The sequence below is a fragment of the Pontibacterium granulatum genome, assembly GCF_029961155.1.
Taxonomy (GTDB): domain Bacteria; phylum Pseudomonadota; class Gammaproteobacteria; order Pseudomonadales; family Balneatricaceae; genus Pontibacterium; species Pontibacterium granulatum.
Map to the genome: position 1 here is coordinate 1 of NZ_JASBRH010000036.1, position 22,480 is coordinate 22,480.

At 52.6% G+C, this 22,480-nt stretch carries 25 protein-coding genes; 14 read left to right on the forward strand and 11 right to left on the reverse strand.

Going from position 1 to position 22,480, the window contains the following annotated elements; translation table 11 throughout:
- Positions 1-363 precede the first annotated feature (363 nt).
- The 4 genes from QKW35_RS19980 to QKW35_RS19995 all read left to right on the forward strand — a co-directional run bounded on the left by QKW35_RS19980 (position 364) and on the right by QKW35_RS19995 (position 3,618).
- Positions 364-642: a hypothetical protein gene (locus QKW35_RS19980; protein ID WP_282355967.1), complete on the forward strand. Its 279-nt coding sequence runs from the start codon at positions 364-366 to the stop codon at positions 640-642.
- A gap of 158 nt (positions 643-800) precedes the next feature.
- Complete coding sequence (locus tag QKW35_RS19985; protein WP_282355968.1) at positions 801-2,096, forward strand: hypothetical protein; 1,296 nt, start codon at positions 801-803, stop codon at positions 2,094-2,096.
- A 49-nt stretch (positions 2,097-2,145) separates the two neighbouring features.
- On the forward strand, positions 2,146-3,042 hold the full coding sequence (locus QKW35_RS19990) for a hypothetical protein (protein ID WP_282355969.1): 897 nt from the start codon (positions 2,146-2,148) through the stop codon (positions 3,040-3,042).
- A 243-nt stretch (positions 3,043-3,285) separates the two neighbouring features.
- Positions 3,286-3,618 (forward strand): ArsR/SmtB family transcription factor, encoded by a 333-nt coding sequence (locus tag QKW35_RS19995; RefSeq protein WP_425608015.1) that lies wholly within the window; start codon positions 3,286-3,288, stop codon positions 3,616-3,618.
- 59 nt (positions 3,619-3,677) lie between these two features.
- Here QKW35_RS19995 and QKW35_RS20000 read toward each other — a convergent pair whose 3' ends face one another.
- From QKW35_RS20000 to QKW35_RS20010, 3 genes are all read right to left on the reverse strand, one after another.
- Positions 3,678-4,007 carry a branched-chain amino acid transporter permease gene (locus QKW35_RS20000; RefSeq protein ID WP_282355971.1) on the reverse strand — a complete coding sequence of 110 codons (330 nt, stop codon included), beginning with the start codon at positions 4,005-4,007 and terminating at the stop codon, positions 3,678-3,680.
- A complete protein-coding gene (locus QKW35_RS20005) occupies positions 3,986-4,681 on the reverse strand; it encodes an AzlC family ABC transporter permease (RefSeq protein WP_282355973.1) in 696 nt (231 codons plus the stop codon). Before QKW35_RS20005 ends, QKW35_RS20000 begins: the two co-directional genes overlap by 22 nt.
- Positions 4,682-4,974: 293 nt before the next feature.
- On the reverse strand, positions 4,975-7,710 hold the full coding sequence (locus QKW35_RS20010; protein ID WP_282355974.1) for a bifunctional acetate--CoA ligase family protein/GNAT family N-acetyltransferase: 2,736 nt from the start codon (positions 7,708-7,710) through the stop codon (positions 4,975-4,977).
- A gap of 467 nt (positions 7,711-8,177) precedes the next feature.
- Here QKW35_RS20010 and QKW35_RS20015 point away from each other — a divergent pair, with 467 nt between their 5' ends.
- A complete protein-coding gene (locus QKW35_RS20015; RefSeq protein WP_282355975.1) occupies positions 8,178-8,387 on the forward strand; it encodes a PA3496 family putative envelope integrity protein in 210 nt (69 codons plus the stop codon).
- Between the two features lie 41 nt (positions 8,388-8,428).
- Positions 8,429-8,842 carry an alternative ribosome rescue aminoacyl-tRNA hydrolase ArfB gene (gene arfB, locus QKW35_RS20020; protein ID WP_282355976.1) on the forward strand — a complete coding sequence of 138 codons (414 nt, stop codon included), beginning with the start codon at positions 8,429-8,431 and terminating at the stop codon, positions 8,840-8,842.
- Here arfB and QKW35_RS20025 read toward each other — a convergent pair.
- The 3 genes from QKW35_RS20025 to QKW35_RS20035 form a co-directional block, all read right to left on the reverse strand.
- Positions 8,832-9,659, reverse strand: coding sequence for a Na/Pi cotransporter family protein (locus QKW35_RS20025; protein ID WP_282355977.1), 828 nt, complete (start codon positions 9,657-9,659; stop codon positions 8,832-8,834). The genes arfB and QKW35_RS20025 overlap by 11 nt on opposite strands.
- Positions 9,635-10,408, reverse strand: coding sequence for a Na/Pi cotransporter family protein (locus QKW35_RS20030; protein WP_282355978.1), 774 nt, complete (start codon positions 10,406-10,408; stop codon positions 9,635-9,637). Before QKW35_RS20030 ends, QKW35_RS20025 begins: the two co-directional genes overlap by 25 nt.
- Before the next feature lie 66 nt (positions 10,409-10,474).
- Positions 10,475-11,008: a YaeQ family protein gene (locus QKW35_RS20035; RefSeq protein ID WP_282355980.1), complete on the reverse strand. Its 534-nt coding sequence runs from the start codon at positions 11,006-11,008 to the stop codon at positions 10,475-10,477.
- A 135-nt stretch (positions 11,009-11,143) separates the two neighbouring features.
- Between QKW35_RS20035 and QKW35_RS20040 the strand changes: the two genes are divergently transcribed.
- From QKW35_RS20040 to QKW35_RS20050, 3 genes are all read left to right on the forward strand, one after another.
- Positions 11,144-12,214, forward strand: a complete 1,071-nt coding sequence (locus QKW35_RS20040; protein ID WP_282355981.1) for a nucleoid-associated protein — start codon at positions 11,144-11,146, stop codon at positions 12,212-12,214.
- 233 nt (positions 12,215-12,447) lie between these two features.
- Positions 12,448-12,753, forward strand: a complete 306-nt coding sequence (locus tag QKW35_RS20045; RefSeq protein WP_282355982.1) for a hypothetical protein — start codon at positions 12,448-12,450, stop codon at positions 12,751-12,753.
- Positions 12,754-13,005: 252 nt separating this feature from the next.
- Positions 13,006-13,311, forward strand: a complete 306-nt coding sequence (locus QKW35_RS20050; protein WP_282355985.1) for a hypothetical protein — start codon at positions 13,006-13,008, stop codon at positions 13,309-13,311.
- A gap of 83 nt (positions 13,312-13,394) precedes the next feature.
- Here the strand turns inward: QKW35_RS20050 and QKW35_RS20055 are convergent, their stop codons facing one another.
- Positions 13,395-13,898 carry a MarR family winged helix-turn-helix transcriptional regulator gene (locus tag QKW35_RS20055; protein WP_282355987.1) on the reverse strand — a complete coding sequence of 168 codons (504 nt, stop codon included), beginning with the start codon at positions 13,896-13,898 and terminating at the stop codon, positions 13,395-13,397.
- A gap of 113 nt (positions 13,899-14,011) precedes the next feature.
- On the opposite strand from QKW35_RS20055, the gene QKW35_RS20060 reads away from it, so the two are divergent.
- Together QKW35_RS20060 and QKW35_RS20065 are read left to right on the forward strand one after the other, a co-directional pair.
- Positions 14,012-14,908 (forward strand): EamA family transporter, encoded by an 897-nt coding sequence (locus tag QKW35_RS20060; RefSeq protein ID WP_282355989.1) that lies wholly within the window; start codon positions 14,012-14,014, stop codon positions 14,906-14,908.
- Positions 14,909-14,934: 26 nt separating this feature from the next.
- Positions 14,935-15,561 carry a nitroreductase family protein gene (locus QKW35_RS20065; protein WP_282355991.1) on the forward strand — a complete coding sequence of 209 codons (627 nt, stop codon included), beginning with the start codon at positions 14,935-14,937 and terminating at the stop codon, positions 15,559-15,561.
- Positions 15,562-15,638: 77 nt separating this feature from the next.
- On the opposite strand, the gene QKW35_RS20070 is transcribed toward QKW35_RS20065, so the two are convergent.
- Both QKW35_RS20070 and QKW35_RS20075 read right to left on the reverse strand, forming a co-directional pair.
- Positions 15,639-17,066: an aspartate kinase gene (locus QKW35_RS20070; protein ID WP_282355993.1), complete on the reverse strand. Its 1,428-nt coding sequence runs from the start codon at positions 17,064-17,066 to the stop codon at positions 15,639-15,641.
- Between the two features lie 211 nt (positions 17,067-17,277).
- Positions 17,278-17,970, reverse strand: coding sequence for a GGDEF domain-containing protein (locus QKW35_RS20075; RefSeq protein ID WP_282355994.1), 693 nt, complete (start codon positions 17,968-17,970; stop codon positions 17,278-17,280).
- A gap of 314 nt (positions 17,971-18,284) precedes the next feature.
- On the opposite strand from QKW35_RS20075, the gene QKW35_RS20080 reads away from it, so the two are divergent.
- The 3 genes from QKW35_RS20080 to hisC all read left to right on the forward strand — a co-directional run bounded on the left by QKW35_RS20080 (position 18,285) and on the right by hisC (position 20,515).
- Entirely contained in the window at positions 18,285-18,707 is a 423-nt protein-coding gene (locus QKW35_RS20080; RefSeq protein ID WP_282355997.1) for a bacteriohemerythrin, read from the forward strand.
- Positions 18,708-19,070: 363 nt separating this feature from the next.
- On the forward strand, positions 19,071-19,283 hold the full coding sequence (locus tag QKW35_RS20085; protein ID WP_282355999.1) for a hypothetical protein: 213 nt from the start codon (positions 19,071-19,073) through the stop codon (positions 19,281-19,283).
- A gap of 158 nt (positions 19,284-19,441) precedes the next feature.
- A complete protein-coding gene (hisC, locus tag QKW35_RS20090) occupies positions 19,442-20,515 on the forward strand; it encodes a histidinol-phosphate transaminase (RefSeq protein WP_282356000.1) in 1,074 nt (357 codons plus the stop codon).
- Positions 20,516-20,575: 60 nt separating this feature from the next.
- On the opposite strand, the gene QKW35_RS20095 is transcribed toward hisC, so the two are convergent.
- Both QKW35_RS20095 and QKW35_RS20100 read right to left on the reverse strand, forming a co-directional pair.
- Complete coding sequence (locus QKW35_RS20095; RefSeq protein WP_282356001.1) at positions 20,576-21,601, reverse strand: ribonuclease Z; 1,026 nt, start codon at positions 21,599-21,601, stop codon at positions 20,576-20,578.
- A 25-nt stretch (positions 21,602-21,626) separates the two neighbouring features.
- Complete coding sequence (locus QKW35_RS20100) at positions 21,627-22,433, reverse strand: AraC family transcriptional regulator (RefSeq protein ID WP_282356004.1); 807 nt, start codon at positions 22,431-22,433, stop codon at positions 21,627-21,629.
- Positions 22,434-22,480 lie beyond the last annotated feature (47 nt).

Below are 22,480 nucleotides of genomic sequence, written 5' to 3' on the forward strand. Positions count from 1 at the left end.
CCGTTGTTGTCGGCTTGCATGGAGTTGGAGCGGTCCGGCCACCCCGAAGGGCTTGGCGTTTACTTTCTCGGTAAGCGGGTTATCGGCGACACGGTTCAGGATCACTGCCCAACCAAAGCCATAGTCGGTCAAGGGGTGACTTCACCCCTTGCGGGGAAGCCGCCCGGCTGGGGCAGCGCCCCAATGAGGTTGCAAAGACCGCCGACTTGTCGGCGCTATATCGCGTCAGTAGTCCCGGCTAATGCTTCGAACCGTCTCGGATTGGGGTCGGGAATCAGGTTTGAACCGGCCGGGTCGTTACCGGCGGGGGTACGTTAAGACGCCCAAGTAACCAAGCATCAACAACGCAACGGAGAACCACCAATGGCATACACAGAAGAACAAGTCGTCAGCCTCATCAACCAAATCTTAATCACAGACATATCCCTCACAGTGCTTTTTGCTCTGTGCGCATTGCCCGTAATCAATCAGCTCCTACGTCTACTGATCGACCTGCTTCCTGTCCGACTGCGAAGGGTCCAGGCAGAGAATGACAAGCTTCGCCTCATGCTCACATTGGCAACTAACGCCCCTGAAGAGCTTCTGAGCCTTTCTGAGCAGGCGGGACGCATCATCACAGAAACGGAGCAACAAGCCATATAAAAGCGACTAGAGCCGCCCTGCGCCGCTGGTAACGACGCTATGCGAGGCGCAGGCGGCGCAGGGCGGCACCCTGGTCACGTTCCCTGTAACACGTGACGAAAACAACAGTAAAAGTACCAGTTAGCACCCCATTACGACCCGGTTTTATAAGGTGAGATATGAAACTAACACACGCAGAACGCTTCGATAGCTGGCTATTTGAAGAACACCCTCAAGGAAAATACTTTGCCTGCCCTGAGTTCGCAGAAAACCTCAGTAATATTCACGTTCTGATGTCTTCAGTGGACACCGTAAGACAACTCTACCGGGGCACCATCGATCCAGAATGGTACGCGAAACTGGAATCAGACTATGAAGCAGCTCGTTTAGAAACCCGTATCGTCCACATACACGGCTATGACTTTGTAGTTCGTCCAGGTGGCAGTTCTGGCTTTAAGTTCCGCCTACAGAACAACGACGAAGGCTTGATCATCTTCGTAAAATCGCACTACGCCAAAGAGAACTTCACTGGCACACACGTAAAGATCGAATGCTCTCCCAAGCTGTTACTCACTACAGAACCAACTGACGTACAAGACGCTATGGACGGGATCGCCCGTACCCTACTCGATGGTGACATGTGTTATGGCGGTGTGGCTCTTCACCTTGCGGTAGATGTTCAGGGATACACCCCAGCTCAAGACTTCGATAAGCGTCTGGTGTGCCGCTCTAGTCGCCAATTTACTCACGATGGTATAGACCGTGCTGAAATAGACCTCGCCTCCGCTTCCGTCACCTACGGTAAAGGCGAAACCTACACATTTGGTTCAGTCACCGCACTACAGCTCTGTCACTACAACAAAAGCAAAGAGATCATCAGGTCCGATAAGCGCGAGTTCATGCACGCAGCATGGTCCGGGGAATTCTCTGGTGCGTTCCACCCTGCACATATGTCCTTCGATCCTGAAGGTGGCGAAGTGTGGCGGTTAGAAATGCGCTTTAGTCACCAAGTCCTCAACCAGTTCCACGATGGGTTTCAGTCACTGCCAGATACCAGCGTTAAAGACCTGTACATGAAATCTTATGCGGACGCATTCGGTCACCTCTCCGCTCTTTGGGAATACGCCCTATCCCAGTTTCAACTACCAAGAGGCAAGTTCTATGCCCCTGAATGGACACTGTTCATGAAGGACGCCAACTTCAACCAGCATCATCAAGATGTGATCTACAAACGGGTCTACAAAGAACCTGGAATCGATAACGCCCGTAACGTTGCCCTGGCACTGGGAAACATCCTCTCCATCCACGCCCGTCATGGCTACAGCGCTCAAGCTAGCTGGAAGTTTTTGAAGAACACCGGTATCTGGGACGACGTACTTGGCTACATACAGCAGAAAGGTATTTCAAAGAGTGAGTTCTTCGACAACTGGCGAGACCGGTTGTTAGAGCGAAGGATGATAGGTAAAGCAGCTTAAGTTACGATTGCAACGTCACAAAATCGATTAGGGATGATTAGAGGTCTAAATGGAACGTTTGCGTCTTGCAGTCTTGGGCTTGGGCTCAATTTCTTTGTTTGTCTTTTCGGCAGTAGTGCTTTCAGCGCTGCATGTCCTTTTTCCTGCAACATTTGACATTGGGTTTTGGGATATCTTATCTAGCGGTGCTACTGCCTTAGGAGCAATAGCAACCGCATTAGCTGCATTCACAGCCCTGTCTGTATACAAACACCAAAGATTACGTGAAGAACGGCACGACGAAGAACTAGACTCAAAATACTATATGGAGCAATGCCAAGAAGCCGCCGAAAAAGCAATGAAATTGCTTGTAGATAGAAACGGGAATAGTGAGTCAATAATCTCTGCGGGATTGCTCTTAGGCGAGGTTACTCAGCTTGAGCAGTTCATAACGAACCCAAAGCATCAGCGCGTATATAGTATTCACCGTGAGGCCCTTATAAGTAGATATGAGGAAACATTAGTTTCGATATCTCCAATCGAGTTGACCGGCGTATCAACCAAAAGCGAGTCGGGTGCTCCGATCCCGTTACCATTAGATAGATCCTTGATTGGAAAAGCAGTTAAGCTGGATAGGTATTTTGAAGAATCTTTGCTTGATGGTCAGGTTTTTCATACCCCGTTTCAAGGAGTGCCACTGGGAAGGCTACTTTGCTTATTGCGCTTTTGTGTGAACGACGCTCATTTCAATCCCCCAGATGAACGCATTACGGCTAGAGAGCTAGGTGAACTGAAACATTTGCGGGAGATTAGGCACATCAGAGATTACATTTTCTCTTGTCTCAATCTCGACTTTCATCAAGGCCAAATGGTACTTCGTAACGACCCGGTAGATATCCGTTCAATCAACATGAACTATGATTTAAATATCGTACGAGTTCACTTTGATAGGGTGCATCAATTATAAAGTGGTATTGGATATGGACACTGAATTTTGGTGACACAAGCGTCCACATTCTGTCCACTTTGACCGGTAACAACCGGGTATCAATGAGTGTCCACTTTCAACGAAAGCTTCTAACCATGTGCAACATTGGTCTAACCAGCATTAGAAAATGGTATATTAGAAAATTGAGATAGAAGGGCACATTCAGTAAAATTTGCAGCAATAATAATAAACCTACAAACCTTAGGTGATAGATTGAACGAAATGAACCAAGCTGCTCTGCCGCCGATGGATCCGGCGACGCTAGAGATGATGAAAGAGAACGCCAGCAAAGCGGCGAAACTTATGAAAGCTCTGGGGAATGAAAGCCGCCTTCTGATTTTGTGTTATCTCGACGGCAAAGAATTATCCGTATCTGAGTTGAACGCGTGCCTGGACCTGAGTCAGTCTGCGCTGTCTCAGCATCTGGCGGTTCTGCGCAAAGATGGCCTTGTGACAACCCGCCGGGAGTCCCAGACCATCTACTATTCACTGGAGGGCGATACTGCGCAGCGTATTATCCATACCCTGCACGAGATGTTCTGCCCGTCTGTTTAATTAAAACCGGACCCACCGCCACGTTGAATCCCTGCTGTTGCTGCACCAACAGCAAGGATTCAGGCAAATCCCCCCAGCTGAATCAGCGCCATATAACACCCGGTTCCCCCCAGGATACTTACCAATGCATTACGCATCGACAGGTGCAGAACAAGTACCGCGAACAAGCCCGCCAGTTCCGGCAGGAAATCGTTGCTAAACAGGTCTTCGTTTTTAAACGAGTAGATCAGCAACAACACCATCATCACCGGCGGCAGAAAACGACCGAGGTAGCGCAACAACGGATGATCTGCCACCTTGTATAGCACCACAAAGGGCAACACCCGCGTCAGGAAGGTCGCAGCCGTCATCACGGCAATGACCGCGATCAGGTACGGTACGGATTCCATCGCTCCCCTCCTCTATACAGCAGCAACACCGCCACCGAGATCATAATGGAGATCAGCAACATCTGATCACGACTGATAAGCAACAACACCAGCAACCCAATCACCAGTGCCATCACAAACGGCATCGCACGTCGCAGGTGACGGAACTGTTCGATCGCCAGTACCATGAACAACGCGGGCAACACAAACTCGATACCGGCGGTCGAAAAGCTGATCTGCGACCCCAGCCAACCACCCAGAGTACATCCCAGCACCCAATAGCTTTGATTAAAGAAGGTCACCCTCAGTTGATAATCGGTGCGATCAGTACCTTCCGGCGGCTGGGTTGAGGTGAGCAGCGAAAAGGTTTCGTCGGTGAGACCAAAGATCAGATAGAAACGTCGCCAGCCTTTGGCTTTCATGCTACTGATCAGCGAGATGCCGTAAAACACATGGCGGGAATTGAGCAGAAAGGTGGTGATAAAGATCTCCAGCAAGCCGGCCTGGTTGGCAAGCAAGCCCACTGCGAGAAACTGCGCCGCACCCGCAAAGATAAAGATGCCCATCGCACTGGCAAATAACCAGTGGTAGCCCAGCTCACTGAAGAGTACGCCGAAGGCCATACCAAGCGGGATGTATCCGAACATCACCGGCACAGTTGCCTTGAATACGGTTTGATTAAGAGAGGTAGCCATTGTTCCTGCTGGCAAGTAAGGTCCGAAAAACAGAGGCGGAATGCTAGCACTGCATAGCTTAACTGCCAATGCATAGCCCGTTATGCAATGCGTTGGACGTCAAATTCGATACATAAAAAAGCCGCTCCCAAGGAGCGGCCCAAATGCTTACTTACCTGCTACGGAGAAGATGTCCTAACCTGCGTATTGCGTCTTGCTAATCCAGAGTACAAATAAACAGCTAAAACGAAACCTGTATTCAGTGTAGCAGCTAATTTTGAGGTTGCTGGAATTTAAACAAAGTTTTAATCCACTTAGTGCTGGAGCCTGTATATCTGCCAGTCTTCGACCGGGTCATTCAGCATCATCTTCATGTCCACCACCTCCTCTTCCGCATTAAAGCTGTTGCGGAAACCCAGCTTTTTCGCCAGCCCCTGCATCCCTTTATTTGACGGCAGAGTCGAGCCGATAATCTCGAGCGTTCCGCGATCACGACAGTAGTCGATTACCTTCTGCATCAGCATCTCACCCAGGCCTTCGCCCTGCAGATCATCACGGATCACGATTGAGAACTCGCTGCGAATATTGTCCGCATCAGTCACGGCACGCACGACACCCAAAGTCTCGGAGCCCTTTCCTTCCAGCTTCGGTGCAGAGATGATAAAGGCCATCTCGCGGTCGTAGTCGATCTGGGTCCAGGTTGCCAGCTCTTGATGAGTAGGCACACCGCGGCTGTAGAAGTAGCGCATGCGGATCGATTCCGGGCTTAGCGTGTTGTAGAAAGCCAGGTGGTTCGGCTCATCTTCACCACGAATCGGACGGATCTCAGCGGCACGCTTGGAGCGTCGCAGGGTGATATCTTCGCTCAGATGTTCCGGGTACGGCGAGATCGCCGGTTCCACCGCCTCACCCAGAGATACGGTTGCATCTACTACCAGCAGACCGCGTTTGTTCAGAAGCAGTGGATTGATCTCCAGGCATGCCAGGTTCGGCAGGTCGACCACCATCTCGGACAGCTTGATCAACAGCTCGCACAGCTGCTCCAGATCACGCTCCGGCTGGTAGCTGTTGGCCTGGATAACACTGTATACGCGGGAGCGCTTCACCAGCTCTTTTGCCAACGCCGTGTTCAGTGGCGGCAGCATAACCTGTCGGTCCGCCTGCACGTCCACTGCGTAACCACCCACACCGAAGATAATCATCGGGCCGAAGGTTGGGTCACGCGTAATACCCACGTTTATCTGCAGGGACTGGAAGCCTCGCTTCATCTGCTGTACGCAGAAGCCCATACATTCCTGATCTTCATAGCGCTCACCCACACGGTAGGCCAGCTTGGTCACCGCATGCTTCACTTCGCTGATGGAGTACAGATCCAGTGCCAGATCTTTCCAACGCTGGTTAGACTTTTCATCATAGAAAAACGGATAGACGTTGTCTTTGTGCAGCGCCTTTACGGCGACAGATCCGCCCAGGTTCTTGGCGATCTCCACCACGCCGTTAATGTCATCAGCGTACGCGGTGTTGATGGTCGGCACGTCGTACAGATCCAGCAGGTCACCCACTTCCGGGTGAGTCAGGTAATCACGCTTCTCATCCAGCGCAGCGTGCACCAACTCCCGTGCCCGCACGTGGTTCGGTCCATTCTGCTCGGTATACGGCATCGGGGTCTGGCGCATGACATCTTGGTTACGGTGGTAATCCACCATGTGCATAAACGCGTCTACGCTCTCTTCCGGCGAGATAAAGGTCGGAATGCCCGCGCTGGTAAAGTGGTTGCGAGATTCAATCGCCGTCGCACGCCCCATCCAGCAGGTCAGCACATTACGCGGGGTTTTCCGCGCCACCTTTACCACTTCGTCGGCCGTTTCCACGCCCGATGCAAGCCGTGTAGGCGCATGCAGCACCATGATGCCGTCGACGTTTTTATCTTTGGACAGAATTCGAATTGTTTCTGCAAAGCGTTCCGGCGTTGCATCGGCGTGCAGATCCACCGGATTGAGGCCATCCCAATGACCCGGCATATGCGCCCGCAACTGCTCAATGGTCTGTTCCGTCAGATCACTCAGCTGACCACCTTTTTTCAGCAGACGATCGGTCGCCAGGGAGATCAGCCCGGACCCGTTGGACACAATGGCCACACGCTCGCCACGCATCGGTTTCATGCGTGACAGCGTTTCCAGCGCATTAAACAGCTCATCCGAGGTATCAACCCGCACAGCACCGGCACGACGCAAGGCTGCGTCATACACCTGGTCTTCGTCATCCAGGCCCGGTGCCACATCACTCTGCACCTGCTGGTTACAAATCACGTCAGATTTCAGCACCAGTACCAGCTTATTCCGGGATGCAGAACGGATCGCAGAGAGGAAGTTACGGGACGAGCCTTTTACGCTGTCAATCTGCAGAAGGATCGACTGGGTAAAAGGATCCTTGGCCAGATAATCCACTACCGATGGCAGATCCACGTCAACACCGTCCCCCAGGGTCAGGAAGTGGGAAAAACCGATATCGTGACCGTTGGCCCAGTCAATCATGGCGGTCCCTAGCAGTCCCGACTGCCCAACGTACGCCACCTTGCCCTTCTGGATATTCACGTGGGAGTAGCTGGCGTTCATCTTGTTCCCCGGCACCAGCATGCCCATACAATCAGGTCCCAGGATACGGATACCGTACGGGCGTGCCGCTTCTCGCACCTCGTCATGTAACGTGCGCTTGGTTTCCGCATTCAAACTGGAAAGCCCGCCGGTCAGAATCACCGCGGCCTTCACCATGTTGGCGCCCAGCTTGCGGATGATGCCCGGTACCGTCTCCGGTGGAGAACAGATAATCGCCAGATCAGGCATCTGGGGCAGATCACCGACGTTTTTCACACAAGGCACACCAAATACCTTGTCGTAGCCTTGTGAGTTAACGGCCATCAACTCTCCCTGATAGCCACCTTCCAACAGGTTTTGCAACACTGCACCTCCCATGCTGTTCTCTTTTTCGGACGCACCGAATACAGCGATGGAGGTAGGTTTAAAAAAGCGTTTGAGATACTTGGTACTCAAGTGGGACCTCGAAGCGTGCAACAAATCTAATGACGTTATAGCAGGGATATATTACGGTGGTTGATTCTACTACCATCGTCTAAATTTCGCAGGTGCAAAATTAGAACCCTTTGATATTGATCATAGTTAGCCGCTGCAAATGGCGTGCATTAAAAAACGCGGTACGGAACACGCCCATACCGCGCTTTGAAAAGACACCTGTTGCGCGGCAACACCGCCATCCAGACGGGCTTAGAAGCCGCGAAATGGTGTCGTAGATCTCCCATACAGGGATTCGTTTAAACCGCCACCTTGACAATAGTTTTGATTATTAAATGAACAATAGTTCAATTATCAAACGTAGCACGCCTCTCTATCTGAAAATTTCTCATCCAGTTGGACGATTCCCGCCCAGAATTTCTCTGTTCATTTTTCCGTAATTTGGGCCATACTCAGCACATACTCGATAATCAAACGGGGTGGTGATCATGGCTAGAAACCCGCGACACGACCAGACATCTGATTCGGTCGAAGAGGAATGGCTGGCGGATGGAGAGTATGACTCCGCCGAAGAAGAATCCAGCGTTATCTACAAGTCCTCCGGTATCAATCCGAGCAAGCGACGCCGCATAGAGATGATGCAGGAAGAACGAGAACTGCAAAAAGCATTGCGTGAAGTGTTCGACGACGAAGACTGAAATACTTTACCCCGATCCGTCTGATCGCATAGAGTATCGGGATGCTAAAGATATCCAACAACGTCTCTATCCCGGATGAGGAGATTGAGCTACGTGCGATTCGTGCACAAGGTGCTGGTGGCCAGAACGTAAACAAGGTTTCCAGCGCTATCCACCTCCGGTTCGATATCCGGGCATCGTCCTTGCCCGAATTTTACAAAGAACGCCTACTCGCCCTCAGTGATAGCCGTATCAGCAACGACGGTGTCATTGTGCTCAAATCTCAGGAACACCGTAGCCAGGAACTTAACCGCGAAGCCGCACTCGCACGCCTGGTTATGCTGATCACGCAGGCAACCTCTGTCCAGAAGAGCCGCCGTGCCACCAAGCCTACCCGTTCATCCCAGCGCAAACGTATGGATAGGAAAACCCAGCGTGGCCAAACCAAAGCACTGCGCGGCAAGGTTAATTACTAGGTAGTTTGCCATCCTGCTGCATGGCATCCTGCAGATGGGAATCGATGCGGGACAGATGTTTGCTGACCCGCACCAGCCATCGCAGCGCTTCCAGTTGATCCGTGCCCTTCTCTACTTCCAGATCACCACTGACCATATCGGCAATCACCGCTTGCCGGATGCGCGTCCGATGGTGCTCCAGCCGATAGTATTCAGCCTCCAGCACCGCAGGATCAGGATGGGCAGCCTGTAGATACTGACGCAAAGACACCAGTGGTGAGCGCAGCAATTTCATTGTGCACGCGGTGATACCCCGCTCTGGCTCTTCGTCACAGCGTTCGTGCAGGCGTTGCAGGTGGTCCATACCATGCATCATTGACGTCAATGTATGCCACAGGCGTGCCTGATCGGGTTTAAGGTCTATTGCGTCAAGAAATTTGTGCAGGTGATCCAGATTATGCTGCAGCTCTACCAACCTTCGCCGGTCAGCTCGCTCACCCCGCAGTAATAACGCGAGCTGCTCACACACCAGATCACGTTGCTGCTTGAGCTGAGGCAGGGCTGCGTGCAGAGCTATAGAAGGTTCACGCAGCAACAACGGATCAAGCCGCAAGGCGGGTGTTTCAGTACGATCAGGCACCAGATACTCGATGAAACGTGCAAACAGGTGCACAAATGGCAACATCACCACCACAGCAGCCAAGTTAAACGCCGAGTGGAAGGCTACCAGTGCGATTTCTGCCGACTGCTCAATGTTCTGTCCAGCCACATGCTCCCAGACATGGATAAAGGGCTCCAGCATCAGCAACGCAATCACCACGGTGGCCAGATTAAACACCAAGTGGGACACCCCCGTGCGGCGAGCTTCTGCCCGCCCCCCCCCCCCAGAGTGACGATTAGCGCCTTAACGGATGTGGCCAGATCCATTCCGATCACCACGGCCGCCGCCTGAGCAAAGTTGACGCTCCCGGCATACAACAGCGTTAACATGGTGGCCACACCGGCACTTGAGGATTGGGTAATCAGCGTGATGGCGATCCCCAATCCGATCAGCTGCAGGCGACCGGTGAAACTGTCGTCAGGAAAGGCATCGGGGGTCAGCACATCGCCAAAATCCTGCATGCCAAGCTGCATCTGACCGATACCCAGAAAGATAAGACCAAACCCTGCCAGCGCGTATCCCAGATCTGACAATCGTCCACGGGCAAAGATACGCAGCATGGCGCCCAGAAAGATAAGCGGCAACAGCAACGTACCCAGTTTGAGTTTGAATCCCAGAAAGACTACAAGCCAGCCGGTGACGGTGGTACCAAGGTTGGCACCGTAGACGATTCCCAGGGCTTGGGGAAAGGAGAGCAAGCCCGCACTCACGAAACCCACCGCTGCGATGGTCGTGGCACTGGAGGATTGCAGAATTGAGGTGGACGCCGCACCGGTGATTGCGCCGGTAAGCGGACTACGTGTGGAACGCGCCAGCAGCCGCTGCAGCCCCTCGCCTGCCCCCGAATGCAATCCATCGACCATGATCACCATGCCGAGAATAAACACCCCGAGGCCACCCAGTGCCTGCAGCAGTCCTAATAGCATCGCCGCTCCCGTCAGCAACATATCCGTATGCACAAAGCATAGTTGCTGCGACGGCGACTGCCTGCGTTAAGACAGTTTTTGCAGGCTCAGGCTTACCTGGTGTTGATCGTCGGCAATAAACAGGTCGCCGTCGCTGATGGTCAGAGTCAGTTCCATATTACGCATCACCATCGGCGTCAACGCCTGGATCTCCCCCCAGTTGAAACGGTAGATCGACAGCTTCGGCAATGCCTGCAGGCTATCCTTGTTCTTCTCCCACCAGATATCGGTTTCACTGCCGTAGGCGTACAGAGATACCTCAGGTGCCCGGCTGATCCCTTTGCGAATACGGTCTGCCGATGCCTGGCCTACCTCTATCCAGTGATCAACACTACCGTCCGGGCGGATAATCCACAGGTCCGGCTCATCGGTGGCTGAAAGACCGCGGCTGAACTGCAGGTCCTGATCCTGATTCAGCCCGTACACCAGCAAACGCACCATCATCCGCTCGGGCGTCTCCGACGGGTGTAGCGCGACCGTCAGCTTGCACTGCTGGTAGTTGTTGCGGTCCATATCGACCAGGTTCAGATCCACTTTGTAGATGGTCGGTTTCAGCGCCATAGCGGCAAGCTTCCTGTAGGCAAAAAACGAAAGACGGCATTATACGTTAAGCCACCTGATCAGGTATCGCAGTGACTCGATAAATTGCGCTAGAATTGCTCTCTTATCTGCCTTACCCAGCCTGCCGGAGAAACGATGGAACTCAAACACCTTGCCATTCGTGAGTTGTTAAAAGAAGCCGACGAAGAAACTGCCAAGATCAGCGATAAGGGCGGTATCATGGATACCGACAACAGCATGATCCAAAACCTGTTTGATTCGCTGCTCAACGCCTTCGAGCGCCGTTCCTCCCTCACCCACGGCTCTTTCAACCAGGAAAACGAAGAGGGTTACCCGTTTATCTCCTCTTTTGAAAAATTCCTGGTCAATGAAGAAGCCCCTGAAAACTTCGAGCAACTGGTAGAAGCCGGCATGTCCCAGCTGGCTGTGGCCATCGCGGCCCCTTCCGCTCGCTCGGCAACCGGTGGATACGTGATCTTTGCGGTTTACGGCAGTGACCGTGCCGACTATCTATTGGCCGCTCTGGTGCGTGACCGCAGCAGCATTGCCCTGAACGATAGCTTGCAACCGACTGAAGTGATTGAGGTTAACCTGGAACAGCTACACCAGGCCGCGCGCATCAACATCACCACCTTCAAACAGGGCAAAGACAGTTACCTGAGCTTTATCGGCAGTAAGCAAAAGGGCGAGATTACCCACTACTTCTCTACCGCCTTTGGTTGCACTGACGTAACGCCGTCGCGCAAATCTACCGGTGAGTTGATCAAAGCAGCCAAGGATTTCTGCAGCCAACACGATCTGGGCGAAAAGAAGGAAGAGATCGTCGAAGACGTGGTGAGCTACCTGGAGCGTCAGCGCTCAGAAAAACAGACCGCCAACCTGAACGATATCGAAAACCTGTTTGATGCCTACATTCCACCGGAGCAGGCAGAAACCATGGCAGGCACCTTTGGTACGTTCGCCAACGGCGGACCATACAACGTCAGCCACGAATTCCAGCCGCACACCAGTACAATCAATCGCTTCTCCAAGCTAAAGGCGAAGGCAGATAACTGGCAACTGGATTTCACCAAGAAAGCTCTGGGTCCTGCGCAATCCGGCAAGGATATCGAGTTTGATGAAGCCAGCGGCACACTGACGCTGAAGCGCCTGCCCAGCAAAGTACTCGACCAGATTCGCGCCACACTGGAAGAGGAAAACAGCTAACACCAACTGGCTGATCCTCCCCGGCGGGGGGCACTGCAATAAAAGTGCCCCCTTGCCGACATATCCTCGTCACATTCTGCCGCCAGACTAACTACATTCGTGCGCAGCCATAAAACAGTTTACGGTCTGACGATCCGAATTGTGCAACGCACAAAAAGATATTGACTCGATCAATTTTTCACCTAAAATAAAATCCAATTGTGCATCGCAACATACTTACGGAGAAGATAAAGATGAACGCACCTGTAGACTTCCAGAAGCCTTTCGAAGCAGTTAAAACCCTGATGAACATCCAGGCTGACGCTATCACCAAATCTGTTGAACAGCAGAAAAAATCCGGTGAAGAGCTGGCTGAGTTCTTCAAAACTGAAGCTGAAAAAGCTAAAGAGCTGAAAACTCCAGAAGACGTAATCAAGTACAACATGGACGCAAACAAAGCACTGTTCGAACTGATGAAAGCTCAGGGCGAAGCGTTCACTGCGATTGCTACTGAAGCTCGTGAAGCTGCTATGACTGAAGTGTCTAACCTGACTAAGTAATCTCAGTCGGTTAGTACCTGGAAACCCCGCCGATAGGATATCGCCGGGGTTTTCTTATGTCTGGACACTACGTCCTGCCAGACTATCCCCTCTCCGTTCTAAGCCTCATAACACCATCGATTCCAGTCACTGCAAAATACTCAGATTATTTTTTGTGCACCGCACAAAAAAGTGTTGACTGTACGATTTTTCACCAGTAATATGGCCTCATACTCAATTTTGCACTGCAACAAAATTATTGGAGCATCGATCATGACTAACCCAGTAGACTTCCAGAAGCCATTCGAAGCAGTTAAAACCCTGATGACTATCCAGGCTAACGCTATCTCCAAATCTGTTGCTCAGCAGCAGAAAACTGGCGAAGAGCTGACTAACTTCTTCAAATCCGAAGCGGAAAAAGCTAAAAGCCTGAAAACTCCTGAAGAAGTAATCACGTTCAACGTAGAAGCAAACACTGCTCTGTTCGAACTGCTGAAAGCCCAGGGCGAAGCATTCACTGCAATCGCTACTGAAGCTCGCGAAGCAGCTATGGCTGAAGTTTCTAACATGGCTAAGTAATAGCCCCTGTTAGATCTTCCGGGAAACCCCGCCAACTTCTGGTTGCCGGGGTTTTCTTTTGCTTTCAGAAAGCCTCTCACACCTTACTCATCCAGCACCCGTAGCAACGCGCTTAAGCCTTTATCCAGCGCATCCCGCTCATCCTTGCTCAACGGCTCCAGCATAGAGGTCATGTTGGCGGTGTGTGCCTCTACTGCTTTATCGATCAGCATCAATCCCTCTGCTGTAAGTTGCACTAATTTACTGCGCGCATCCTCCGGATTGGCAACCCGCTCCACCAAGCCGGCTGACTCCAACCGCTGCATTCGGTGGGTCATAGTGCCCGATGTCACCATCAAAGCGGAAAACAGGACCGTAGGTGCCAGGCAATAGGGCGGCCCCGACCGTCTGAGTGTCGCCAACACATCAAACTCCCAACCGCTCATATTGAACTCGTTAAATACCTGTTCCAGTCGTCGCTGCAGCAATGCACCACTACGCTTCATGCGACCAACGGTTCCCATCGCTGTCACATCCAGATCCGGACGTTCACGTGTCCATTGCTTCAATATCAGGTCTACCGCGTCTTGGCGCTGATTCTCATCCATTTATGCATCTCACTGTTCGCACAATGCGTCTAAATTTATCTTGATATTAAGATAAACACCTGCAAGACTCCAATTTATCTTGAAGTTAAGATAAATATTATGGAGCTCAACTCATGGGTTACACCACGATCTACAATATGCTGCTCACCGCGCTGGCACCCATTATCTGGGGATCGACCTATATCGTGACAACGGAATTACTGCCACCGGATCGCCCTTTTACGGCCGCTCTGATCCGCACCTTACCTGCCGGACTCATACTGATCCTGTTAACCACCCGCCATATGCGACAGGTTAATTGGTGGCGCATCTCGGTGCTGTCAGCTCTGAATATTGGTGTCTTCCAGGCGCTGTTGTTTATCGCTGCCTACCGACTCCCCGGTGGATTGGCTGCCGTGTTGGGTGCCATACAACCGTTGCTGGTAATGGCGCTTGTCTGGTTATGCGACCGTCATGCCCCCACCCCTTTAGCGGTATTTGCCAGCGTGATAGGCGTGATCGGGATGGCAGCACTGCTCCTATCGCCAGATAGCCTGCTTGATCCCGTCGGTGCACTGGCCGCAATTGCTGGCGCCGCCTGTATGGCTGCTGGCACCTACCTGTCGCAACGCTGGAAAAACGACTTACCGTTGATGGCTAATACCGGTTGGCAACTCTTGATCGGCGGATTGATGCTGCTGCCAGTGGCCATGCTGGTAGACCCACCACTTCCGGAGCTGGGCATAAAACAGTTACTTGGATACGCATACCTGACATTGATTGGCGCCGTGCTTTCATACGTGCTGTGGTTCAGAGGGTTGCGCAGCCTACCGCCGGTTGCCGTGTCTTCCCTCGCCCTACTCAGCCCACTCAGCGCTGCAGTACTAGGCTGGCTATTGCTCGGCGAGCGCCTTGCCGATATTGCGCTGTTGGGCTTTGTCACCGTGCTGATCAGCGTGGTTCTGGTGCAGTGGAGCGCAACCCAACCACAGCGCCCAGAACAACCGACGCACGCATTTCGCAAACCTTAATCCACCTCACAGCAAGGAGAACGCTTATGTCTTTCACTGCCAATCCAGTTACACCAATTCTTGAAGCCCGTACCTCCACCACCCGTTACCGGCCAGGCATGCCTGTCACAAACGACCAGGTCATCGAACTCGTGCGCTGCGCCACGCTGGCACCCTCCGCCTACAACCTACAAAACTGGCGCTTTATTGCCGTGATGTCCGATGCGGCAAAAGCCCGTTTGTGCGAAGCGGCCTACGGTCAGCCGCAGGTTAAGGATGCAGGGGTAACCTTTATCGTTTGCGGCACAACCAATGCACACAAATCGTTGGCTAACGCACTGCAGGCATCCGTTGATGCAGAGATTATCAGTCCCCAGGTGCAAACAAGTTGGGTCGATGCCGCCACCGCATCGCACCAGGACAACCCTCAGTTACAGCGGGATGAAGCGTTCCGCTCCGCATCCCTGGCGGCAATGACCTTGATGATCAGCGCACAGGGGATGGGCCTGGCCAGTGGCGCTATGAGTGGTTTTGATGAACAAGTACTGCGTCAGGCATTTGAGCTGTCTGACCAGGAACTGCCGGTGATGCTGGTGACCGTAGGACATGGTGCGGAAAACAACTGGCCACAGAAATGCCGGCTTCCGGTTGAGAAAGTACTGCGCTTTGCCTGAAACGGCTCTGTTTATTGCGGGCACAAAAAAGGCGGAGCTGGTAATGCCCAGGTCCGCCCTTTTTCTAGGAGCTCTGATCAGGCCGCGTTGTGCATGTTGTTGCCGTTTTCAATCAGCGCCTGATGCAACGCGATAATCGCCTGCTCGTAATCTTCCTCGTTGACGATGCACTGCATCTCTACCTGGCGAATAGACTGATGTAAGGCCTGAACGCTGATACCAGCGTCAGCCAGTGCAGTTACGGTACGCGCCAGAATGCCTTTCACCTTCATGTGTGAACCGATTGCGGAAACAATCGCCAGGTTGTGAAGCTGAACCGCACCTTCCGGGTATTTGTCTTCGATCAGACGGGTCGCGCGATTTACCATCTTCAGAGAGCCAGCCACGTAGTAGGTGATACTGTTCGCATCCGCGTCTTTGTTCACGACATACAGTTTCAACTGACGCAGCAGCGTGGAGATCTCAATGTCATAACCTGCATCCCCCAACATCTCCTGGTCGAAGATCTCGATACCAAAAACATCCTTGCGGCCCGCGACAATTTCAACACGCGGTACTTCACTACGGTAATCCTGGCTGATCAGGGTACCTTCGTCTTCTGGTTGGAATGCGTTCTTGATACGCAACTGAACACCACAACGGCGCAAACCTTTAGCCGCTTTCGGGTGGATTGCCTCCATCCCCAGATTGGACAGCTGATCCGCTACATCGTAGTTGGTGCGACCAATGGTTACGACGTTGTCCGGGCCTACCAGCATTGGGTCAGCAGAGCTCAGGTGGTATTCCTTGTGGATAATCGCTTCCTCTGCACCGGTAACCGTCGCAATGGCACTAAAGGTCATTTCGCTGTAACCACGGTCGAACGTGTTCATCAGACCTTCTTCGCAGTGGGTGTAACCGGTCGCAATTACCAGTTCTTTATCGAACTCGATACCGTCGAACTGCTTTGCAACCATCTCTTCAAATGGCAGCGGGGTTGCCATGTGCCAGCCGGTCAGGTCAACAAAACGTGCATTTACACCGGCTTTACGCAGCGCCAGTACAGAGTTGTAAGCACTGTGGGCTTCACCGATGGAGGCCAGCATCTCGCGCACCTTCATCAGGTGCTCTTCCAACTGGAAGTGGCCGTAAGAGCAAAGGTGGTGCAGACTCTTCATGCAATCGCGCACATCGTTCAGGCGTTCGGCAACGAAGTTGTTGGCTGCGGTCAGCTCGTATTCGCTCTCGCCAAACAGTTCCGCGTTGATCTCCTGCATGTTGACCTGCAGCTTGTTCAGCGCTTCAACCCAGGCTTCTTCGCTCTCCGCATTGGCAAAGCGTGCGTAAACGCCAGGCTCACCGGTTTTCTTGTGTTCCAGCAACTGGTTGGTAATACCGCCGTATGCAGACACCACAAAAATTCGGTTATACAGCTGATCTTCACTACGGTTACCGATCAGAATAGTGTCCATCAATTCCTGGAAGCGGCTCATGGACGTGCCGCCGATCTTTTCGACTGTATGCATACTTAACTTCGGTTTCTCAGTTACTGCCGTTTGGGTTTCGCACTGTGAGTGAGCACAAACCTGCCCCGCTCTGAAGCGTTCGCAAAATAATCATCCCACCCGATCGCGAAAATACGGAAAAATGTGGCGCAAAATTATACACCAAAAGTATGAATAAGTGAGTAGTCGCCCATTAACCTATTGGCTAATAACTGTATGTCTGAGGAATGGATCAGCTTTTGCCGGCTGACGGTCCAACCACCCGATTGCGCCCTTCATTTTTCGCCCAGTACAAGCGCTCGTCGGTCCGGTGCATCAGATCGGCGTAGGATTCCCCTTTCCGCAACTGAGAAACACCAAAGCTAGCGGTTACCGCACGATCAAGACCAAAGCTTTCGGTTTCCACCTGCAGGCGCAGACGCTCAGCAATATCCGTTGCCAAATCACCATCGGTTTCGGTAACGATCAGCATAAACTCCTCACCTCCAATACGCGCCAGATAATCGTAGCTACGCACATACTGCCCAACACTGCGCACAAACTGCTGAAGCACCCGATCACCGGTGGGATGCCCGTAGGTATCGTTGATCAGCTTAAAATGGTCGATATCAAAAACAATCAGGGAAAGTGGAGACCCTGAGCGGTGGGAGCGGCGTACTTCGTTGATCAGGATCTCGAGGGCTCGACGCCGGTTGAGCACGCCGGTGAGTGAATCGGTACCCGCCTGGGATACCAGAGTTTCGATCTCGCGCTTGCGTCGTAGCGCGAATACGAACAAATAAAGCGGCAGAATAAACATCAAGCTGAACACAATATCAGCCAGATACAGACCTTCAATGCTGTCCAGAAAGCCGAAAACCCGATTCGCTGCATCAAATTCGATGTTCAGCAGAATGATTCCGAGGAACAGGGGGCTGCAAAACAACAGCTCCTTCCAGAGCCGCCTTTGCTTAAGAAACCGGTGACTATTCAAACGCTCATTTAACCTCTAACTGCGTGCCAAGCCTTTATAATTTGGCACTTCAGGCCCTATTCCCAAAAAATATTGTAGCGCGATTATCCTTAAACCTAAAACATATAGGGAGCCTGACCTGACAGATCCTCCCCCTCTTATCGGCAGTCAAAACTGAATCCATAGCGCCCAGTGCGAGCAACGTCTGAAATTGACTTCCATCAATCGCCGGATCTGATGTTTCGGCTACTGTGACCTCGCTAATTCATCTATATCGGAGTCCCATTATGAGCAGCCTGCCGCTGACAAACATTCCAAGCGTGATGCTTGATTTCATGAACGACGACCACCGAGAAGCTACTCTGATGACCAACAAGCTACACACCCTGCTGTTGGACGCTCGAGAGGTAGAAGATTTCGACCGCGATCTAATCACTGCTGCTCTGACTGAAATCTACACACACGACAAGGAACACTTCGCCCGTGAAGAGGCTGAAATGGAACGCACCGGTTTCCCTGCGTACGGCTGCCACAAAGGCGAGCACGAGCGCGTATTGAACGAACTGCAGGATGTACTCAATGCCTGGCAGGACGGTATGCCCCCGGAAGCCCTGGAAACCTACCTGAGCGAAACCATGGTTCCGTGGTTTATCAACCACATCAATACCATGGATACAGTGACGGCGATGTTTGTTTCACGACAAGGTTAAAATTTTCAAGGCAATCACGAAACTTATCCAAACGTTCATTAATGGCAGCGTCTAAACTCATTTATAAGGAGCATTAAACGACGCCCTGTCTATTTTTTGCGCTGTTTAAACTCTGATCTGAACGAATTTTATTCGCGTATATTGAAATATACTGATATTTAGTTATAAAGTTCGTTCTCCTCTTTTATCAGGAGCCTGGCTAAACCGTGCAAGCACTTTGTTTGCTATGCGGTTTCATCCGGGAGAAGGGACTACAATTAATAAGCCCAAGTACCTGAGTATCTATTCCAATCATGTATCTTGAGCTTATTTGAAGTAATAAGGACGTCCTGATCATCCGTTCGGTTGTGAATATAGCGCTTTATGATAAACGACGAAATCAGTCAGAAACTGATGCCACTTTCCCTGGAACAATTGGACCAGGTTCAGAAAAAACTGGAAGAATTGGTAGCCGAGAAAAAGGAAGCCAAAAAACGCGCCAGCCGTTTTCCGCCGGTCGCTACTGATCTCGATTCCCTTGCGTCCATGCAGGATCTGGATCTGAGCGGTCTGATGCGTGAGATTTCGCGCCGTTAAACTGTCCTCCAGTTTTCTAAACAGCCACGCCATTTATAGGTGCCGCCACGCCTGCACAGGGTTTCGTTTTTGCGGATTTCATGCCCCGACTCTGGTATGCTCCAGCTGTCCTGTGTCCAGTGTGACACCCCACATTTACAGAGAAGATAGTCAGCACCATGAGTAAATACTGGAGCGAGGCGATCAACGGCCTCACCCCTTATGTACCCGGTGAACAACCAAAAGACACTGGGATCACTAAGTTAAACACCAACGAAAACCCGTATCCGCCGTCACCAAAAGCTGAAGCGGCGATCCGTGAATTCCCGATGGATCGACTGCGCCTGTACTCCGATCCGGATTGTGGCGCACTGAAACAGGCACTGGCTGATCATTTCTCTGTCGATAAGCATAACGTCTTTGTTGGGAACGGCTCCGATGAAGTCCTGGCGTTGACCTTTATGGCGTTTTTCCGCCAACCGCGTCCGCTGCTGTTGCCGGAAACCACTTACAGCTTCTACGACGTTTACTGCAACTTGTACGACATCGAGTACAAGCAGATCCCACTGCGTGAGGATTTCTGCATCGACTTGAACGATTACAACGAGCCGAATGCAGGGATTATCTTTGCCAACCCGAACGCGCCAACCGGACGCGCACTGGCGCTAAGCGAGATCGAAGCGCTGCTGCAGCATAACACCGAGTCTCTGGTCGTGGTTGATGAAGCGTACGTAGATTTCGGTGCTGACAGCGCTATTGAGCTGACCCGCCGTTATGACAACGTATTGGTGATCCAGACCTTCTCCAAGTCCCGCTCTCTGGCAGGTATGCGTGTGGGTTATGCGATTGGTCACGAAGATCTGATTGCAGGTCTGGAACGCGTGAAGAACAGCTTCAACTCCTACCCACTGGATATGCTGGCGATCGCCTCTTCCGTGGCGGCAATCGAGGACGATGCTTACTTCCGCGACACCACGCAGAAGATCATCGAAACCCGCGACTGGACAGAAAAAGCGCTGGCCGAGCTGGGCTTTATCACCACGCCATCCAAAACCAATTTTGTATTTACCGCCCACCGTTACGTGGAAGCGGCTGAGTTGATGGGTTTCCTGCGTGCCAACAAGATTCTGGTGCGTCACTTCAGCAAGCCGGGCATCGACAACCACCTACGCATCACCATCGGCACCCAGGACGAGATGCAGCTGCTGATCGATACCCTGAAGCAGCACCCTGACATCATTGCGATGGGCTAGCATCCACGCGCTATCCAAACCTCAGGTGGCACCTGCCGCCTGGGGTTTTCTTTCAGACCTTTACCCGCTTTTACTCTCCACATCACGTTTGCTGCGCAGACTCTCACACTGCAACTCCCCCTTGCGAGTCAGGTTGTAACGTTCCAGATCCGCAGCCATACGCAGGTTCCCGCTGTACAGCGTTTTAGCCTCTGCACGCAGATCGTCCACCGACAACCCTTTCTGCTCGCCCGTCACCGGGTTGGTGGCGGGTATATCGAGGTAACGCGGGCTGAAATGGGTCAGGATCAGGTGCGACAAGCCAACCCGCTCGGCAAACTCAGCAACCTGTGCCGCGGTGCTGTGTTGCGGCTCCGGCCCCACTTTGGCGGCGATCTCCAGCGTATAGGTGGACTCATGTACCAGCAGATCAGCATCCTCGCACAGAGGTTCCAGCAACGCGGGCTGGTCATTGTCGCCTCCGACCACAACCACCCGCCCCTTGCGGGAAGGCTGCGAATAGCACAGGCCATCCAGAATACGCCCATCCTCCAGCGTGATGCGCTCCCCTTTCTGCAACCGGTTCCATTCAGGACCACTGGGAATACCCTCTTCACGCAACTTTTCCACCAGCAAGCGGCGCTCCACATTGGTTTCTTCAAAGCGGTAGCCGTAACTCGGCACCCGGTGAGATAATTTACAGCGGGTAATACGCATTCCTAGCGCGTCCCATACCAGCTCGTTGTCAGCCACATCGATGAAGTGCAGCTCATAGTCCAGGCTCAGCTCGGCAAACTGCATCATCGCCTGCAGAAAAGGCTCAAGCGCCCGTGGACCAATCAGTGTCAGTGGCTCAGCACGCCCCGACAACTGTGCCGATGCCAACATACCTGGCAGACCATAGCAGTGATCACCGTGCATATGGGTAATCAGTACCGCACGCAGTTTCAGCAGCGAAAGCGGCGCTCTGAGCAGACGATGCTGGGTTCCTTCACCACAGTCCACCAGATACCACTCCCGTGTGCGCTCCAACCCGACAGCGATAGCACTAACGTTCCGGCTGCGTGTGGGTGTACCTGATGAGGTGCCCAAAAAGGTAATCTGCATCGTTACTTTTCTCCTTTCAATGCCGTTAACTTGCGTCCGGCCCCGGCATTAGCTCAAGGCAATACTGCTTGGGCGGTTTACCCAATGCTTTACGAAACATCGCCACAAAAGCACTGGGACTGCGATACCCCAAAATCAGCGCCACTTCGGTCACACCTTTGCCTTCCCCCAACAGTTTGACCGCCTCCTGCAAACGTAACTGCTGCCGCCACTGGCCAAAACTCAAACCGGTTTCGCGCAGAAACAACCGGCCCAACGTGCGCCCGCTGGCACCCACATCCGCCGCCCATTCCTCCAGGCCACGGCTGTCGGCCGGATTATCCCGCAGCATCGACATCACCCGCACCACCCGCCGATCCTCCGCCAACGGCAGATAGAGCGACGACGGTTCCAAAGCCTGAAGTTCATCGCCAATCACCGCCATTAAGCGCGCTGCTGGGCTGTCCGGCAGGTAATCACGCCCATGACTGATCGCCCGGATAATCAACCCACGTAAAAAAGCGGAAACCTCCAACACGCTGCACTGGGTCGGCAGCGCATCAAACTGCCGTTGGTCGATAAACAGGTGGTGCACCTCCGCTGCAGATACCGCTATCACCTGATGCTCCATATCACCCGGCACCCATACCGCCTGTGTCGGCGGAATCACCCAGGTACCGTCGGCTGTATTCACCCGCAGCACTCCGGCCGAGGCGTAAGCCAGCTGCGCCCGGGGATGGGTATGGGGGATTACCTCTTCATTCCCTTGCATGACACCGCGCATACCCAATATCGGCCGCAACGGATCGTCGATACAGCCAATACCGCTGGGCGTTGTTTTTGTCTGTTTCACAACATTACCTGTCCATTTATCGTATGCGTACCTTTTCATTAAGGCGC